Source organism: Pantoea sp. Cr_R13 (genome assembly GCF_029222565.1).
Lineage (GTDB): Bacteria > Pseudomonadota > Gammaproteobacteria > Enterobacterales > Enterobacteriaceae > Pantoea > Pantoea eucalypti.
Window position 1 is genome coordinate 732,171 of sequence record NZ_JARHXL010000013.1, and the last position, 16,413, is coordinate 748,583.

Below are 16,413 nucleotides of genomic sequence, written 5' to 3' on the forward strand. Positions count from 1 at the left end.
CGGCAGGTCGCTGGTGAGCACCTGAGGAAAAAACAGACAAAAAGGTTTCAGAAGGCGATCTGGGTGCTCAATGAACGGATGATACCGGCGGTCATGCCCCACACCAGATAATCCTGATAGCGCGAGAGCCAGACCGGATGGCGTACACCGGCCCGATGCACCTCCAGCGCGCTGTAGCGGCTTAGCTGCAAAGCTTCGGCCAGCGGCATCTCAAAAGCACTGCTTACTTCATCGGTGTTAAGAGTAAGTCGTAAATCGGCCGGAATAATGCCCAGCACGGGCGTGACCTGGAAGCCGGTGCTGCTGGTGACGGCAGGCAGCGCGCCCAGTATTTCGACCTGCTGCGGATCGATGCCGACCTCTTCCTGCGCTTCACGTAGTGCTGTGTTGATCAGTGAGGCGTCGGTGTCATCCTGCATCCCACCGGGAAAGGCGACCTGTCCGGCGTGCTTGCGCAGGGCCTTTGAACGCTGCGTCAGTAATAAACCCGGCTCAGGACGGGCCACAATGGGCACCAGCACCGCAGCATGACGTCCTGAAAGACGCTGGGTGCTGCGGGCGGGTTGCTGCAATAAAAAACGGCTGCGAAAAACATCAATCGTCAGTGCCAACTGAACCTCCTGCCTGCTCAAGTGCCGGTAAGATCCGGCTGACTTTATCAAGCGTTTCCTGATACTCCGCTTCCGGATCGCTGTCAGCCACCAATCCGCCACCGGCAGAGCAGTAGAGTTGCTGGCCTTCGGCGATCAGCGTGCGAATCGTGATGCTGGTATCCATCCGGCCACACAGGCTGATATAGCCGATGCTGCCGCACCAGGCATTGCGGCGCTGCGGTTCCAGCTCATCAATAATCTCCATTGCCCGAATCTTAGGTGCACCGGTTATCGAGCCGCCAGGAAAACAGGCGCGCAGTAAATCAGTGGCCTGTAGGCTGTCAGGTAGCTGCGCCCGCACCGTGCTCACCAGATGATGCACGGCGGGGAAGGGTTCAACCACAAACAGCTCTGGCACCGTAACCGAACCGGGTCGCGCCACACGGCCAATATCGTTGCGCAGCAAATCAACAATCATCAGATTCTCAGCCCGATCTTTCTCCGCATGGCGCAACGACTCCGCCTGTTGTGCGTCGGCAATCGGGTCGTCACAGCGTGGCCGGGTCCCTTTAATGGGGCGAGTTTCAATCTGCTTGCTATTCAGCGACAGGAAGCGTTCTGGCGACAGGCTGAGAATTGCACTGTCAGGCAGCCGCAGAAACGCGCTAAAGGGTGCGCGGTTAGCCGCATTGAGGAGAGTGAATGCCTGCCACTCATCACCCTGATAACCCGCCTGAAAACGCTGTGCCAGGTTTACCTGATAACAGTCACCGGCTTGAATATAAGCCTGAACGGCGGCAAAGCGCGCGGCGTATTCGGCATAGCTCATATTAGAGCGCCAGCGGCTTGTCAGCGAAAAGGGTACAGTTTCGCGTACAGGCCACTGTGCCAGCCAGGCGGCACGTTCTTCAACATTACTCAACGCCACGAGCGTGAGGGTTTGCTGATGATGGTCGGCAATCAATGCCCAGTCATAGATTCCTGCCGCCATGTCAGGCGTAGTGAGATCGGCTGCAGCCCGCTGCGGCAGGGACTCAAACCGGCGGCCCAGGTCATAACCAAACAGGCCCAGTGCACCGCCCTGAAACGGCAGCGCCTCGCTGGATGCAGGTGTGACGCCCAGCGCATCACACTGTTGCTGCACCAGCAACAGGGGATCGGCGGTTGATTCGGTCGTACCGGTTGGGTCGCTGAGCGACGTGATTGCGCCGCGGGTCACCAGGGTGGCGCGGGGATCGGCGGTCAGAAGATCAAAACGGTTGTCACTGTGGCTGGCCTGCGCGGAGGAGAGCAGCATCGCCCAGGGCAGATGGGCAAGGGTGGCGAAACGCTGAGTCAGCGCATCGGGGGTATAATCAAGCGTGAGGGTTTCAACAATCATCGGGCAGACAAATCAGAAAGCTAAGAGGCGCTCAGACTGACATATTTTTTCCTCACTGGCACCTGTTAGTTCCACGTGGGATACTGTCCGACCCAACGCAGGAGTAAAAAATGTTTATTGGATTACCGGCTCTCTCTCATGAGCAACAACAACAGGCCGTCGAACGTATTCAGGCGCTGATGGCAGGCGGGCTATCGAGCGGTGAAGCAATCGCCCAGGTGGCGCAGGAAATCCGCGAAAATCACAAGGGCGAACGTATTCGGGCGTTATTCGAAGACGAAGATGACGAAAACGAAGAAGAGTAACGCCCGGGTTTATTAACGTGCAGCGATAATTTTAATTTCGATCTTGTACTTTGGATTTAGCAGACCGGCCTGAACCGTACAGCGCACCGGCGCATTGCCCGGCGAAACCCAGGCATCCCAGGCGCGATTCATGGCGGGAAAATCGGCTTTATCTACCAGGAACAGCGTCGCATCCAGAATTTTACTTTTATCGCTACCGAGCCGGGTTAGAGTGGCGTCAATCACCGCCAGCGCATTGGCGGTCTGTGCTTCTGCGTCGGCATCCAGATTTTCAGGCACACTGGTGTAATAGATTGTGTCGTTATGAATGACGGCTTCGGACATACGATGTTCCGGGTCAATGCGGGTAATACTCATCGGTTTCTCCCTGGTTAATTGCGCATTAGCCTGGCACACTCCTGATATCGCTGTCACCTCTTACGCTTTACAGGCAGCGCTCAACAATCGCCTGTCTGTCGGCCATCACTTCCGGGGACATCCGGAAGGTGGTGAAATATTTCACATCAGCACCTTTTCGGCGGGGCGAAACATCCGCAAAAATAGAATCTTCCCAGGTAAAGACGCTGATCTCACTGCCGTTCGGCTGGGTATGAGTGGTGTTATCCCGTGCAATGACGCTGGTGGTGGACCAGCCGCGATAAATACAGTCGCTGAGCTGAGGGACGGTGCGGGCGCTTTGGCCCTGGAAAACGGGTTGCTGCAGACGAGCCTGATCAGGGGTAGGTGCCTGGCAGCCGCAAAGCAGCAGTACGCCAGCCAGAGATCCGATGCGGACATAATTCATGATGTTCCTCCGCCTGAAGCAGGCAGCCGGGTTTAGCCATCTGCGAAACATCACCTGAAGGGCAATGTTAAGCCAGTCTCAGCACATCAGCCTACGGGTGCCACATCCCAACAGTAAGCTGATTTAATCATTATAATCCTGCCTTTTCATTACCTGATGTGTTCATTTGCATTTGATAACTGCATCACACTGTGGCGCTAACTGCGCTGATAATGAGGTGTCCTTAATCGCGCCTGCTGTTAGCGCTGACAGGGGGTAAGAAACACGGAATTAGGGGAACTGGCGGCTTAAAAATGTTATAAATCAGTCATGAGATTGCGCCACAGGTTGAGGATTAAAGCATGGCGAATACGCAGTATCTTTTTTGGGTAATGGCTGGCGCACTGACGCTGCTGTTTATTGTTATCGCGGCATTTGTGGGGTTATCCAAAGGCAGTAAGCAGGGATTTGTTACCTTTGCAGTGCTGTTCATCATCATGCTGGCGGGTGCACTGTACCTGCATCATTAGCAAGGTGCGGTTGGGCTGTTTTCAGTCCATTACAGTGAATTCACGTTTGGTTCACATTTCAGGTGGAAAGTGTGCGGCCTCCAGTGAGGGTTAACTATGATCAGTTGAAATAGCAGCCTTGCTATTTATCACCGGAGGTAATTATGTCTGAACGTCCTGATTACGATGAACCGCTGCCAGATGATGCTGAGATCTATCCGGAAGATGAAGAAGAGGATGAGGAAAACGATCCCTTAGAAAAGGATGTTTAGGCGTTTGAAACGGTTGTCTGACGACCTCTATTTCTTCTGAATTCTGACTCACACCGCAAAACCGCCAGTCGCGCAGTTTTGCGGTTTCTACACCGGTCTCATTGACTCACTTCTCTCCGCGCCTTTTCAGCTTTACCCGGGTTGCTGGAATCTGGCTAAACAACGCCTTGGTGATGACCTTCTGACCGCTCGGGTTATTCAGATAAACTGCCCGCATAAAATCCTTCAGTCATTAGTCTTACTGACATTCATATCGATGAAAACCCTTATTGATTCCTGCGCGGATGCACGGCGGTTTATCGCCTTACAGATTAAAAAGCGAATGGAATAATGTCCCTGTTATTAATTAGCTTATTCAGGAGGGTATTTAATTAAGCGGTAAAATTTCAGGTTTTGTTATCGTACTTTCGGGTCACGTACCGCCGCACCTGAAACGGCTAAAATCACAACCTATTGATATTTAACGATTTTGATTTGTTGATCCAATACTGACATAATTACAGTGTTTTTGCCGTTCTTAGAGAGGGTATGTGGCAGACGATTTTGCAGTGGATGGCGCACTGGCGTTGGCGATCGCGGGTTTTAAACCGCGTGAAGCACAACGTGAGATGGCGCAGGCGGTATCTGAAGCCGTAAAACAGCAGGGTGAACTGGTGGTTGAAGCCGGCACCGGCACCGGCAAAACCTATGCTTACCTGGCACCCGCCTTGCGGGCCGGAAAAAAAGTCATTGTCTCCACCGGCTCAAAAGCGCTGCAGGATCAGCTTTATGGCCGCGATCTGCCCACCATGATTAAGGCACTGAAGTTCAAAGGGAAAACGGCCTTGCTGAAAGGGCGATCTAACTATCTCTGCCTGGAACGCATGGAACAGCAGTCGATGGCCGGCGGTGAGCTGACCGTGCAGGCGCTAACCGATCTGGTGACGCTGCGCAGTTGGTCATCACAGACAAAAGATGGCGATATCAGCAGCTGTGCGGGTGTGACTGAAGATAGCCCGATCTGGCCGCTGGTGACCAGCACCAACGACAACTGCCTGGGCACGGATTGTCCGCGCTATAAAGAGTGTTTTGTGGTCATGGCACGTAAGCGCGCCATGGACGCAGATGTGGTGGTCGTTAACCACCATCTCTTTCTTGCCGACCTGGTGGTAAAAGAGGGGGGTTTTGGCGAACTGATTCCCGAGGCTGATGTGATGATCTTCGATGAAGCCCATCAGTTGCCCGATATCGCCAGCCAGTATTTTGGTCAGCAGCTCTCCAGCCGTCAGTTACTCGATCTGGCCAAAGATATTATTACCGCCTACCGCACGGAAGTGCGAGACGCCCAGCAACTGCAGAAATCAGCTGACCGACTGGCGCAATGCGCACAGGACTTCCGCCTGTCATTAGGCGATCCGGGTTATCGCGGTAATTTGCGCGAACTGCTGAGCGATAACCAGATACTGCGCATGTTCACGCTGCTGGACGATGCGCTGGAGCTCTGTTACGACGTTATCAAACTCTCGCTGGGGCGTTCAGCTCTGCTGGATGCCGCCTTTGAGCGCGCCGCGCTTTACCGTACCCGCTTAAAACGGTTACGGGCGATTAACGAGCCGGGCTACAGCTACTGGTATGAATGTACGTCGCGTCATTTTATTCTGGCGCTGACGCCGCTCTCGGTCGCTGAACGCTTCCGGGAAGTGATGGACAACCGTAAAGCGGCGTGGATCTTCACCTCGGCCACCCTGGCGGTGGATGAGAAAATGGCCCATTTCGCCGAACGACTGGGTGTGAATGCGGCAAAGAGCCTGATTCTGAATAGCCCGTTTGACTTTGCGAAGCAGGCACTGCTCTGCGTGCCGCGCAATCTGCCTGAGCCTAACCGTCCCGGCGGCGCCCGCCAGCTGGCCGCGATGATGAAACCGCTGATCGATGCCAACAAAGGCCGCTGTTTCTTCCTCTGCACATCGCACCTGATGATGCGTGAACTGGCGGCAGAGTTTCGCGCCTCAATGACCCTGCCTGTGCTGGTACAGGGTGAAACCAGCAAAGGTCAGTTACTGAAACAGTTCATCGACAAAGGCAACGCCCTGCTGGTGGCGACCAGCAGTTTCTGGGAAGGGGTTGATGTGCGGGGTGATGCGCTGTCGCTGGTCATTATCGATAAACTGCCGTTCACCTCGCCGGAAGATCCCCTGTTAAAAGCCAGAATGGAAGATTGCCGGATTCGTGGCGGCGATCCCTTCACGGATGTGCAGCTACCGGATGCCGTCATCACGCTGAAGCAGGGGGTGGGGCGGTTGATCCGTGATACGGATGATCGGGGTGTGCTGGTGATTTGCGATCAGCGGCTGGTATCACGTCCTTATGGCGCGTTGTTTCTCAACAGCCTGCCACCTACGCCGCGCACCCGGGACATTGATCGTGCCATCGCCTTTATCCGTCAGCAACCCGAACCAGACGCATAATTTTATGCTAATATGCGCGCCGTTTTCTTTCTTCTGAGGTGGTCATGTCAGCCCGAATTTTAGCGCTGGATACGGCGACAGAAGCCTGTTCAGCAGCCCTGCTGAATCAGCAACAGATTGATGCCCGATTCGAGATCGCCCCGCGTGATCATACCCAGCGTATTTTACCGCTGGTCGAAGAGCTCCTGCTGGCGCAGCAGCTGGAACTGACCGAACTGGACGCGCTCGCCTTTGGTCGCGGCCCGGGCAGTTTTACTGGCGTACGCATTGGCATTGGCATTGCGCAGGGCCTTGCACTGGGCGCAGCACTGCCGATGATCGCGGTTTCTACCCTTGCAACGCTGGCGGAAGGCGCATGGCGCCTTCACGGGGCAACCCGGGTATTAACAGCGATTGACGCGCGGATGGGCGAAGTCTATTGGGCCGAATATCAGCGTGATGAGCACGGTGCCTGGCAGGGCGAAGCCAGCGAAAGTGTGTTGTCGCCGGAAGCGGCACTGGCACGCATGCAGGCGCTCTCTGGAGAATGGATGACCGCTGGCACCGGCTGGCAGGCTTATCCTGGCCTGCAGCAGGGACATGAACTGACGCTGATTGCCAGTGAGGTCATGCTGCCTGCCGCTCAGGATATGCTGCCGCTGGCGATGCGTGCACTGGCGCAGGGGAACACGCTGCTGCCGGAGACGGCGGAGCCTACTTATCTGCGTAATGAAGTCGCCTGGAAAAAATTACCTGGCCGGTAAAATGCACGCAACTTATTGTTATGCGTCCAGTCTAAGTCTTTACCTAACGGGAGAACGTCTATGTCGTCAATGTGTGGTAAAGGGCTTTCAGGTCTGCTGCTGACCTGTGTGCTGGCGTTAACCGGTTGTGTCTCGATTCCCGACACACTGCAGGGCAGCTCGCCTCAGCCGCAGCAGGATTTGTTGCGGGTCATGAGCGATCCTTCGATCTTCGTCGGGCAGGAATCTCGCTTTGGCGGCAAGGTCGTGAATGTCACTAATCTGAACGGCAAAACCCGGCTTGAGATTGCTGCCCAGCCGCTGGACGATAGCGCCAGACCGCGTCTGGGGGCGGCGTCGGTCGGGCGGATTTATGCCGATATCCACGGCTTTGTTGATCCAGTGGATGTCAGAAACCAGTATGTCACTGTGCTGGGTACGCTGAAGGGAACGGAGCAGGGCAAAATTGGTGAGGCAGATTATAAATTTGCCGTTATTGATGTACGAGGTTACCAGCGCTGGCGTCTCGCGCAACAGGTAACAGCACCGCCTCAGCCAATGGATCCCTGGATCTGGTATGGTCCGACTCGTCATCGCGGCGGCTACTGGGGCCCAAATCCTTACTGGGGTATGGTTAACAGTGGCCCGACTGAGGTGCAAACCATACTGACCGAGTAACGGTGAGAAAGGTGATATCCAGCCCGGTTGCGGTGCTCGCTGCCGGGCTTTTTATTTGCCTGTTTTCGCTGCACGAAATTTAGTGATGCACTTCGCAACCTCAACATGCCAAACCAGGCAAACTGGTACAATCAGTTAAAATATTGTTAACAAAACAGATTGGCTGAGGCAGCGATGGAAATACAACATAATTATCGGGGTGAATCCTTGAATAAGGTTTGGCTGAAACGCTACCCGGCAGATGTGCCTGCCGAAATAAGTGCAGATCGTTACACCTCGCTGGTGGATCTATTTGAGCAGGCTGTAAAACGCTACGCTGATCAACCCGCGTTTATAAACATGGGTCAGAAGATGAGTTACCGTCAGCTGGAGGAGAAGAGCCGCGCGTTTGCCGCCTATCTCCAGCAGCAGCTGGGCCTGAAAGCGGGTGACCGCGTGGCCCTGATGATGCCTAACTTATTGCAGTATCCGGTGGCCCTGATTGGTGTGCTGCGCGCAGGTATGGTGGTGGTCAACGTTAACCCGCTCTATACGCCACGTGAACTCAAGCATCAGCTCAATGACAGCGGTGCCAGCGCCATCGTCATCGTCTCGAATTTTGCCCACACGCTGGAAAAAGTGGTGGCGGAAACCGCGGTGCGTCATGTCATTCTGACGCGGATGGGCGATCAGCTGGCACCCATAAAGGCGACGCTGGTTAACTTTATCGTCAAGTATGTGAAGAAGCTGGTGCCTAAATATCATCTTCCTGGCGCCATCTCCTTTCGTCATGTTCTGGACGTGGGTGCCACACTCAATTATCAGCGTCCGACCGTCTCAAATGACGATCTCGCTTTCCTGCAGTACACCGGCGGCACGACCGGCGTAGCCAAAGGGGCAATGCTGACCCATCGCAACATGCAGGCGAACCTGGAGCAGACCCGCGCGACTTACGGTAAAGTGCTGCGCGACGGTAAAGAGTTTGTCGTCACTGCGCTGCCGCTTTATCACATTTTCGCTTTAACAGTGAATGGCCTGCTTTTCCTGGAGCTGGGCGGTCAGAATCTGCTGATCACGAATCCGCGTGATATTCCTGGCTTCGTTAAGGAGCTGGGTAAATTTCCGTTTACCGCTATCACTGGCGTGAACACGCTGTTCAATGCGCTGCTCAACGATGAGCAGTTCAATAAGCTCGATTTCTCAACGCTGCGTCTTTCGGCTGGTGGCGGGATGGCTGTGCAGAAAGTGGTGGCGGAACGCTGGGAAAAGCTAACCGGACACTATCTTCTGGAAGGCTATGGCCTGACCGAATGTTCGCCGCTGGTGTCAGTCAATCCGTATGACATCAGCTGTCATACCGGCAGTATCGGCCTGCCGGTGCCCTCGACAGACGTGCGGATTCTGGATGACGATGGCAACGAAGTGCCGCCAGGTGAGCCGGGTGAGCTCTGCATCAGAGGTCCCCAGGTGATGCTGGGCTACTGGCAGCATCCGGAAGCGACAGCGGAAGTGCTGAAAAATGGCTGGCTCCACAGCGGTGATATTGTTACCGTTGATCAGGAAGGCTTTATCCGCATCGTTGACCGCAAAAAAGATATGATTCTGGTCTCCGGTTTTAATGTCTATCCGAATGAAATCGAAGATGTGCTGATGCAGCATCCTAAAGTGCGTGAAGCGGCGGCAATTGGTGTGCCGAGCGATCTTTCTGGCGAAGCCGTAAAAGTCTGTATCGTGAAAAAAGACGCGTCACTGACCAAAGAAGAAGTGCTTGATCACTGCCGCCGTCAGTTGACCGGCTACAAGGTGCCGAAGATCATTGAGTTTCGTGATGATTTGCCCAAAACCAACGTCGGCAAGATTCTGCGGCGCGAGTTGCGTGACGAGGTAAAACCCGGCGCGAGCTGAATCCGGGCAAAATTGAGGTTGAACGCCGGCATGTCCGGCGTTTTTATTGTTTTTAACATGGAGCGCCGCGCGTTGTTAGCTGCGGTGGAAATCAGACGTGAACTATTCCCTTATCGACCAGGATGATCAACTGGCAGACGTGTGTCAGAAAGCGCGCCAGCAGGCGGCGGTGGCACTGGATACCGAATTTGTCCGTACCCGTACTTACTATCCTCAGCTTGGCCTGATCCAGCTGTTCGACGATCACCAATTGGTGCTGATTGACCCACTGAATATCCGTGACTGGTCACCCTTTATTGCGTTGCTTACCGACACCCGTGTCACCAAATTCCTCCATGCCGGAGGTGAAGATCTGGAAGTCTTCCTGCACCGTTTCGGCGTGCTGCCGACACCGATGATCGATACACAGATTCTGGCGGCCTTCTCCGGCCAGCCGCTCTCCTGGGGCTTTGCCTCAATGGTGGCGCATTTCACGCAGGTCGAACTCGATAAAAGTGAATCACGCACCGACTGGCTGGCACGTCCTCTGACCCAGCGTCAGTGCGAATATGCGGCGGCAGACGTTCACTATCTGCTGCCGATTGCGCGCCAGCTGATGATCAACACTGAAGAGGCCGGCAACATGGCGGCGGCGCTCAGTGAGTGCGACAATCTTTGTCAGCGTCGTCTGGATAGCCTTTCGCCGGATGAAGCCTGGCGGGATATCACCAATGCCTGGCAATTGCGTCCGCGTCAACTGGCCGCACTGCAGCGACTGGCGGCCTGGCGTCTGAAACTGGCGCGTGAAAAGGATATGGCGGTTAACTTTGTTGTGCGCGAAGAGCACCTGTGGAAAGTCGCGCGCTTTATGCCAGGTTCACTGGGTGAGCTGGATCATCTGGGACTGTCAGGTCATGAAATCCGTTTCCACGGTAAAACGCTGGTGGCGCTGGTGGCCGAAGCAGAGGCGCTGGATGAAAGTGAACTGCCGGCTCCGCTGGGCAATCTGATCGACCATCCTGATTACAAGCAGGTGTTTAAAGCGATGAAAGCCCTGGTGCAGCAGGTCAGCGAGCAGAGTGGGTTCAGTCAGGAATTACTGGCGTCACGACGTCAGATTAATCAGGTATTAAGCCAGCACTGGGGTCTTAAGCCACAGGGGCGTCAACCGGAATTACTGACCGGATGGCGGGGCGAACTGCTGAAACCCGGCATTGAGGAGATTCTGGCGGGTTGTTAACGGTAAAAATTTCCCCTGCCAGAGCGCAGGGGAAATTCAGGAAACCGTCAGCGTCATTTAGTCACTTCATCCGTTTCCGGCAACGTTACGTTCAGCTCCAGAATCGAGATATCGTCACCTTTCTGATCGAGCTGCACTGTCACCATTTCTGGATCGATCTTCACATATCTGCAAATCACTTCCAGAATGTCGCGCTTAAGTTGCGGAAGATAATGGGGCTCACTGTCGCCCCTTCTCCGTTCTGCCACGATAATCTGCAGCCTTTCCTTGGCTATGTTGGCAGTGTTCTTCTTCCGGGATAAAAAGAAATCAAGTAATGCCATGGTTTATCCCCCGAACAGGCGTTTCAGGAAACCCTTCTTCTCTTCTTCGATAAAGCGGAAGGGGCGTACTTCACCGAGCAACCGTTCAACGGTATCGGCATAGGCTTTGCCAGCATCAGATTCGCCGTCAAGAATCACCGGTTCACCCTGGTTAGAGGCACGTAACACCGATTGATCTTCAGGAATCACGCCAACCAGAGGAATGCGCAGAATCTCCAGCACATCTTCCATGCTCAGCATATCGCCACGGTTAACCCGGCCAGGGTTATAGCGGGTCAGCAGCAGATGCTCCTTCACCGGATCCTGACTGTTTTCCGCACGACGCGATTTAGACGAAATAATACCGAGGATACGGTCGGAGTCACGCACAGATGAGACTTCCGGGTTCGTAGTAATAATGGCTTCATCAGCAAAATAGAGCGCCATCAGTGCACCGGTTTCAATCCCTGCCGGTGAATCGCAGACGATGAAATCGAACTCCATAGCGGCCAGGTCGTTCAGAACTTTTTCAACACCTTCGCGAGTCAGCGCATCTTTATCACGGGTCTGCGAGGCGGGCAGAATGTAGAGTTGCTCAGTGCGTTTGTCGCGAATCAGCGCCTGGTTCAGCGTGGCATCGCCCTGGATAACGTTGACGAAGTCATAAACCACGCGGCGTTCACAACCCATGATCAAATCCAGATTACGCAGACCGATATCAAAGTCGATCACGACCGTCTTTTTGCCTTTCTGCGCTAAACCGGTGGCGATGGCCGCGCTTGACGTGGTCTTACCAACGCCCCCTTTACCGGATGTAACTACAATAATGCGTGCCATAAATGTTGATTTCCTTAACAAAAGAAAAGGGGCCTAATTAAGTGTCTGGATAGTCAGCGCGCCATCCTGCAGGCAAAGACGCGCGGCTTTACCAAAAAATTCTTGCGGGATCTGATCCATGATCCAGTACTCTCCGGCAATCGAGACCAGCTCGGCGGCCAGGTTGGTACAAAAAATCTGGCAATTGCGGTCACCACTGGCACCCGCCAGTGCGCGACCGCGCATAATGCCGTAAATATGAATGTTGCCATCGGCGACCAGTTCGGCGCCGGCGCTGACGCTGCTGGTGATAATCAAATCAGCGTCACGCGCATAAATCTGCTGGCCTGAACGCACCGGCGTGTTCACGATGCGCGTTTTCGTTGCCACCGTTTCGGTGACCACCGGCAACGGTTCAGGAACTGGCACGGGTGGTGGCGCTTCTGCACGCGGTCTGGACTCTTTGCCTTCTGCCAGAACCGGCAGGCCTGCCCGGGAGATCATGCGTTTCAGTGCGTCATTTTTGCAGCCGCTTACGCCGACAATACGTAAACCGGTGGCGAGAATCGCCTGCTGCAACTGTTTCCAGTTGACATCGGCACTTAATGTGGCGACGTTAAGTACAACCGGTGCGTTTTTCAGGAAATCCGGAGCCTGATCAATCTTGTCCTGAAGTGCCTTACGAATCACCGCAGGGTCATGGTGGTGCAAATGGACGACAGATAGGGTGAAACTGCTACCTTTGAATTCGATTGGCGTTTGCGACATCTGTCCCGACTCAGTCCTGTTTTCACTACCGTTAGCAAGGCGATGATAAAATCATCACTGAAGCGCTAACGGTGAATATTCGAAGTTCTGCAAGCATGTTATAGTTACAGCTATATTCAGACAAGCCTCAACGCCGGTTAATTCGAGTAAAAAATATGTTTTGTGTGATCTACAGAAGCCCGTTACGTGACCAGACTTATCTCTATGTAGAAAAAAAGGACGATTTCTCGCGCGTTCCTGAAGAATTGCTGAAAGGGTTTGGCAAGCCGCAGTTGGCGATGGTGCTAAAGCTGGCGGGCCGCGACAGGCTGGCAAATGCAGATATCAATAAAGTTAAGCAGGGATTGAGTGAGCAGGGCTATTATTTGCAACTTCCTCCGCCGATTGAAAGTCTGCTAAAAATTCATTTAGAGGCTGATAAAAAAGTTTAACTCAGATTCTTCTGTAAATATAAATCCTGTCGGCGTGATCCTGGCAGGATAATATTGCTCGACGCTGCGTAAAATTAACGGCGCAGCTTATCTGTTTCACCCGTTTTCACCCGTTCCTAAATTTCCTGCTCATTTTTTTTGCCTGATTTGTACGATTATTCAGCACCCCAGCGCCGCCATTTACGCTTTTTGACAAATTCCATCCCCCGGACCGTTAAAAGGATCTTATTATCACGCCATGAGGTTGGCATTTCGATCAACACAAAAGCAAACATCAACCCGCCAGCAGCGCTGGCATCACACCTAACCTGAACAGGGGATGAGCATGTATCAGCATCGTAACTGGCAAGGCGCTCTGTTAGATTTTCCGGTCAGTAAAGTGGTTTGCGTGGGCAGTAATTACGCAAAACACATTAAAGAAATGGGCAGCGCAACCCCGACTGAGCCGGTGATCTTTATCAAGCCGGAAACAGCGCTGTGTGATTTACGCCAGCCGCTCTCTATTCCCGACGCATTTGGCGAAGTTCATCACGAGGTCGAACTGGCCGTGCTGATTGGCGGGACGCTGAAGCAGGCGACGGAGGCACATGTGGCTAAAGCGATTGCAGGTTATGGCGTGGCGCTGGACCTGACATTGCGTGATCTGCAGTCCGGGCTGAAAAAAGCAGGCCAGCCCTGGGAAAAATCCAAAGGTTTCGATAACGCCTGTCCGGTTTCCGGTTTTATCCCGGTGTCAGATTTCAGTGGCGACCCGCAGAATGTCGAACTGAAACTGGTGGTGAATGGTGAAGTGCGGCAGCACGGTAACACCGAAGATATGATTCATAAAATCCTGCCGCTGATTGCCCACATGAGCCACTACTTTACCCTGCGCGCCGGTGACGTGATTCTGACCGGTACGCCAGAAGGGGTGGGCCCGATGCGCTCGGGTGATCAGCTGGAAGTCTCCCTGGCGGGTCATGGCATCAGCACGCGCGTACTCTAAAAACTTGCATCACCGCAGCATAGGCTTTATAAGGTGCGGTTTAGGCACAACCCGGACAAATCATCATGACAGACACCCCTTTCTGGCAACAAAAACGCCTGGCACAAATGAGCGATGAGGAATGGGAATCCTTGTGTGATGGTTGTGGACAGTGTTGCCTGAACAAGTTACAGGACGCAGACACCGATGAGATCTACTTCACCAATGTCGCCTGTAATCAGCTCAATATTAAAACCTGCCAGTGCCGCAACTATGAGCGCCGCTTCGAACTTGAAGAGGATTGCATCAAGTTAACGCGCGAAAATCTGACCACGTTTAACTGGTTACCGCGTACCTGTGCATACCGGTTGCTGGGTGAAGGTAAAGATCTCCCCGTCTGGCATCCGCTGCGAGCCGGTTCTAAAACCGCCATGCACGCGAAGCGTATTTCTGTAAGGTATATTGCCGTGCGCGAGAGTGAAGTGCGGGATTGGGAAGATCACATTATTGATCGCCCCGATCGCAACGGCTAAACGCGTCGCGTGGGTCGTGATGTAAAAAAAGGCTGCCACTGGCAGCCTTTCCTGATCTCAGCGACTAAAGAGATCGCGACGTTTTGGTTTTAGCGGCTGGGCAATCAGTACCAGCGCCGCAACCAGCAGATAACCGGCGAATACCACAATCATCCACTGTGGCATGCTGAGCGTCAGGAACGTCCAGCTGCGATCAGCGCAATCACCGGTAGCCTGAAAAACGGATGGCATCCACTTATCCAGCGGTAATCCGCTGGGGAAGCGTGCGGCGAAATCACAGGTGGTGAATGGGTTAGGGTGCAACTGAATCATCGTATGTTCATAGGAGAGACGCAGTCCTTCCCAGGCACTGTAGATCCACAAGGCCAGCGCGCCCAGACGCAACGGCGATTTAGGCGCAATTGCGCCCACCAGACCCGCACCCAGCACACCAAACAGTGCATTACGCTCATAGATACACATTACGCAGGGCTTCAGGCCCATCACATGCTGAAAAAAGAGTGCCGTCAATTCCAGTGCAAGCGCCGTCAGTGCCAGTAATAACCAGGCTCCACGCCCCCGTGAACATTGATTCAGATATCGCAACATATTGCATTCCCTGTAAACGTTAATGCCACGCAGTGTAAACCAAAAGCGTTTGCAAACCAGCCAGTCGCAAGGAAAAATCGTGTGCAAACATGACCTGATTCTGATCCAGAACAGCTTAAATGAAGATCTGCAGAGGCTATCGCCGCGGAGGTCGCATCAGCACGGCGATTGAAATCAGTCAGGCGGAGAGAGTGGGTCGCATAAGGCAGTCAGTGAAACGGCTGGCAGCAACTATCCGGCGAGAACAGTCCACGCATTCAGGACGCCATTATGCTGTTTGCGGACACAGGCTGTTTAAGCGCATAAAACTGTTCTAGCGACAGTTGTCTCTGGGCAGCAGAATAGATTGTCAGCCAGTCTGAAATATGCGACTACGCCCGGTTTAATGAGTACGCAGGCTATATCCGCTATAGGGCGTCTGGTATGATGAGTCCCCATCATGATGAGAAAAGCAACGAGAACACATTGCTATGGTTATAAAGGCTCAGAGTCCCGCGGGATTTGCTGAAGAGTATATTATTGAAAGCATCTGGAACAGTCGCTTTCCGCCAGGATCGATTCTTCCTGCTGAGCGTGAGCTTTCTGAACTGATTGGGGTAACGCGCACTACCTTGCGTGAGGTGCTGCAGCGACTGGCACGCGATGGCTGGCTGACGATTCAGCATGGCAAACCGACACGGGTAAACGATTTCTGGGAGACCTCCGGCCTCAATATTCTGGAAACCCTGGCTCGTCTCGATCACGACAGCGTTCCGGTGTTAATCGACAACCTGCTGTCAGTCCGCAGCAACATTTCATCGATTTTTATCAGCCGTGCGCTGCGCCATCATCCGGACAAAGCACGTGAAGTGCTGGAGACAGTCAGCGCCGCAGCCGATCAGGCTGATGCCTATACCGAACTTGATTATCGCGTGTTCCGTGGCCTGGCATTTGCGTCAGGTAACCCAATTTATGGTTTAATTCTGAATGGCCTGAAAGGCCTCTATACTCGCGTTGGTCGTCACTACTTCTCTAACCCGGAAGCTCGCCAGGTCGCGCGCGATTTCTATCTAAAGCTTCTGGCGCTGTGCGATAAAGAACCAGGACAGGATGAGATTGTGGATGTGGTGCGCAACTATGGTCGCCGCAGCGGTGAAATCTGGCACAGCATGCAGAAAAATTTGCCTGACGATCTCGGCAACAAACGTTAAAAAAAAACCGGACATCGCGTCCGGTTTTTTGTTTCTAAACCGTCACCT

General features: G+C 53.7%; 19 protein-coding genes. 11 read left to right on the forward strand and 8 right to left on the reverse strand.

Annotation, left to right across the window (positions count from 1 at the left end; genetic code table 11):
- Positions 1 to 47 precede the first annotated feature (47 nt).
- Both P2R09_RS11115 and pabB read right to left on the reverse strand, forming a co-directional pair.
- Entirely contained in the window at positions 48 to 611 is a 564-nt protein-coding gene (locus P2R09_RS11115) for a CoA pyrophosphatase (RefSeq protein WP_275769675.1), read from the reverse strand.
- On the reverse strand, positions 595 to 1,974 hold the full coding sequence (gene pabB, locus P2R09_RS11120; protein ID WP_275769677.1) for an aminodeoxychorismate synthase component 1: 1,380 nt from the start codon (positions 1,972 to 1,974) through the stop codon (positions 595 to 597). Before pabB ends, P2R09_RS11115 begins: the two co-directional genes overlap by 17 nt.
- Before the next feature lie 110 nt (positions 1,975 to 2,084).
- On the opposite strand from pabB, the gene P2R09_RS11125 reads away from it, so the two are divergent.
- Positions 2,085 to 2,279 carry a YoaH family protein gene (locus P2R09_RS11125; RefSeq protein WP_003852697.1) on the forward strand — a complete coding sequence of 65 codons (195 nt, stop codon included), beginning with the start codon at positions 2,085 to 2,087 and terminating at the stop codon, positions 2,277 to 2,279.
- A 12-nt stretch (positions 2,280 to 2,291) separates the two neighbouring features.
- Here P2R09_RS11125 and P2R09_RS11130 read toward each other — a convergent pair whose 3' ends face one another.
- Together P2R09_RS11130 and P2R09_RS11135 are read right to left on the reverse strand one after the other, a co-directional pair.
- Positions 2,292 to 2,636, reverse strand: a complete 345-nt coding sequence (locus tag P2R09_RS11130; protein ID WP_275769681.1) for a RidA family protein — start codon at positions 2,634 to 2,636, stop codon at positions 2,292 to 2,294.
- 67 nt (positions 2,637 to 2,703) lie between these two features.
- Positions 2,704 to 3,063 (reverse strand): hypothetical protein, encoded by a 360-nt coding sequence (locus P2R09_RS11135; protein WP_003852700.1) that lies wholly within the window; start codon positions 3,061 to 3,063, stop codon positions 2,704 to 2,706.
- A gap of 341 nt (positions 3,064 to 3,404) precedes the next feature.
- Between P2R09_RS11135 and P2R09_RS11140 the strand changes: the two genes are divergently transcribed.
- From P2R09_RS11140 to rnd, 6 genes are all read left to right on the forward strand, one after another.
- Positions 3,405 to 3,572, forward strand: a complete 168-nt coding sequence (locus P2R09_RS11140) for a hypothetical protein (RefSeq protein WP_003852701.1) — start codon at positions 3,405 to 3,407, stop codon at positions 3,570 to 3,572.
- A gap of 781 nt (positions 3,573 to 4,353) precedes the next feature.
- Positions 4,354 to 6,270 (forward strand): ATP-dependent DNA helicase, encoded by a 1,917-nt coding sequence (locus P2R09_RS11145; RefSeq protein ID WP_008925318.1) that lies wholly within the window; start codon positions 4,354 to 4,356, stop codon positions 6,268 to 6,270.
- 44 nt (positions 6,271 to 6,314) lie between these two features.
- Positions 6,315 to 7,013: a tRNA (adenosine(37)-N6)-threonylcarbamoyltransferase complex dimerization subunit type 1 TsaB gene (gene tsaB, locus P2R09_RS11150; RefSeq protein WP_275769685.1), complete on the forward strand. Its 699-nt coding sequence runs from the start codon at positions 6,315 to 6,317 to the stop codon at positions 7,011 to 7,013.
- Between the two features lie 60 nt (positions 7,014 to 7,073).
- Entirely contained in the window at positions 7,074 to 7,670 is a 597-nt protein-coding gene (locus tag P2R09_RS11155; RefSeq protein ID WP_003852709.1) for a Slp family lipoprotein, read from the forward strand.
- Positions 7,671 to 7,877: 207 nt separating this feature from the next.
- Positions 7,878 to 9,554, forward strand: coding sequence for a long-chain-fatty-acid--CoA ligase FadD (gene fadD / locus P2R09_RS11160; RefSeq protein ID WP_275769688.1), 1,677 nt, complete (start codon positions 7,878 to 7,880; stop codon positions 9,552 to 9,554).
- Positions 9,555 to 9,651: 97 nt separating this feature from the next.
- Entirely contained in the window at positions 9,652 to 10,773 is a 1,122-nt protein-coding gene (gene rnd, locus P2R09_RS11165) for a ribonuclease D (protein WP_154926329.1), read from the forward strand.
- 53 nt (positions 10,774 to 10,826) lie between these two features.
- Here the strand turns inward: rnd and minE are convergent, their stop codons facing one another.
- From minE to minC, 3 genes are read right to left on the reverse strand one after another with little or no spacing between them, the layout of a single operon-like run.
- Positions 10,827 to 11,096, reverse strand: a complete 270-nt coding sequence (gene minE, locus P2R09_RS11170; protein WP_008925314.1) for a cell division topological specificity factor MinE — start codon at positions 11,094 to 11,096, stop codon at positions 10,827 to 10,829.
- A gap of 3 nt (positions 11,097 to 11,099) precedes the next feature.
- Positions 11,100 to 11,912, reverse strand: coding sequence for a septum site-determining protein MinD (gene minD / locus P2R09_RS11175; protein WP_003852716.1), 813 nt, complete (start codon positions 11,910 to 11,912; stop codon positions 11,100 to 11,102).
- A gap of 33 nt (positions 11,913 to 11,945) precedes the next feature.
- Positions 11,946 to 12,659, reverse strand: coding sequence for a septum site-determining protein MinC (gene minC, locus P2R09_RS11180; RefSeq protein ID WP_275769702.1), 714 nt, complete (start codon positions 12,657 to 12,659; stop codon positions 11,946 to 11,948).
- Positions 12,660 to 12,814: 155 nt separating this feature from the next.
- Here minC and P2R09_RS11185 point away from each other — a divergent pair, with 155 nt between their 5' ends.
- The 3 genes from P2R09_RS11185 (at position 12,815) to P2R09_RS11195 (ending at position 14,587) form a co-directional block, all read left to right on the forward strand.
- Positions 12,815 to 13,090, forward strand: a complete 276-nt coding sequence (locus P2R09_RS11185) for a YcgL domain-containing protein (RefSeq protein ID WP_003852719.1) — start codon at positions 12,815 to 12,817, stop codon at positions 13,088 to 13,090.
- A gap of 325 nt (positions 13,091 to 13,415) precedes the next feature.
- Entirely contained in the window at positions 13,416 to 14,075 is a 660-nt protein-coding gene (locus P2R09_RS11190) for a fumarylacetoacetate hydrolase family protein (protein ID WP_003852721.1), read from the forward strand.
- Positions 14,076 to 14,140: 65 nt separating this feature from the next.
- Positions 14,141 to 14,587 carry a YcgN family cysteine cluster protein gene (locus P2R09_RS11195; protein ID WP_275769709.1) on the forward strand — a complete coding sequence of 149 codons (447 nt, stop codon included), beginning with the start codon at positions 14,141 to 14,143 and terminating at the stop codon, positions 14,585 to 14,587.
- A gap of 57 nt (positions 14,588 to 14,644) precedes the next feature.
- Here P2R09_RS11195 and dsbB read toward each other — a convergent pair whose 3' ends face one another.
- Complete coding sequence (gene dsbB, locus P2R09_RS11200) at positions 14,645 to 15,175, reverse strand: disulfide bond formation protein DsbB (RefSeq protein ID WP_033762785.1); 531 nt, start codon at positions 15,173 to 15,175, stop codon at positions 14,645 to 14,647.
- A gap of 470 nt (positions 15,176 to 15,645) precedes the next feature.
- On the opposite strand from dsbB, the gene fadR reads away from it, so the two are divergent.
- A complete protein-coding gene (fadR, locus tag P2R09_RS11205; protein ID WP_003852726.1) occupies positions 15,646 to 16,365 on the forward strand; it encodes a fatty acid metabolism transcriptional regulator FadR in 720 nt (239 codons plus the stop codon).
- Positions 16,366 to 16,413 lie beyond the last annotated feature (48 nt).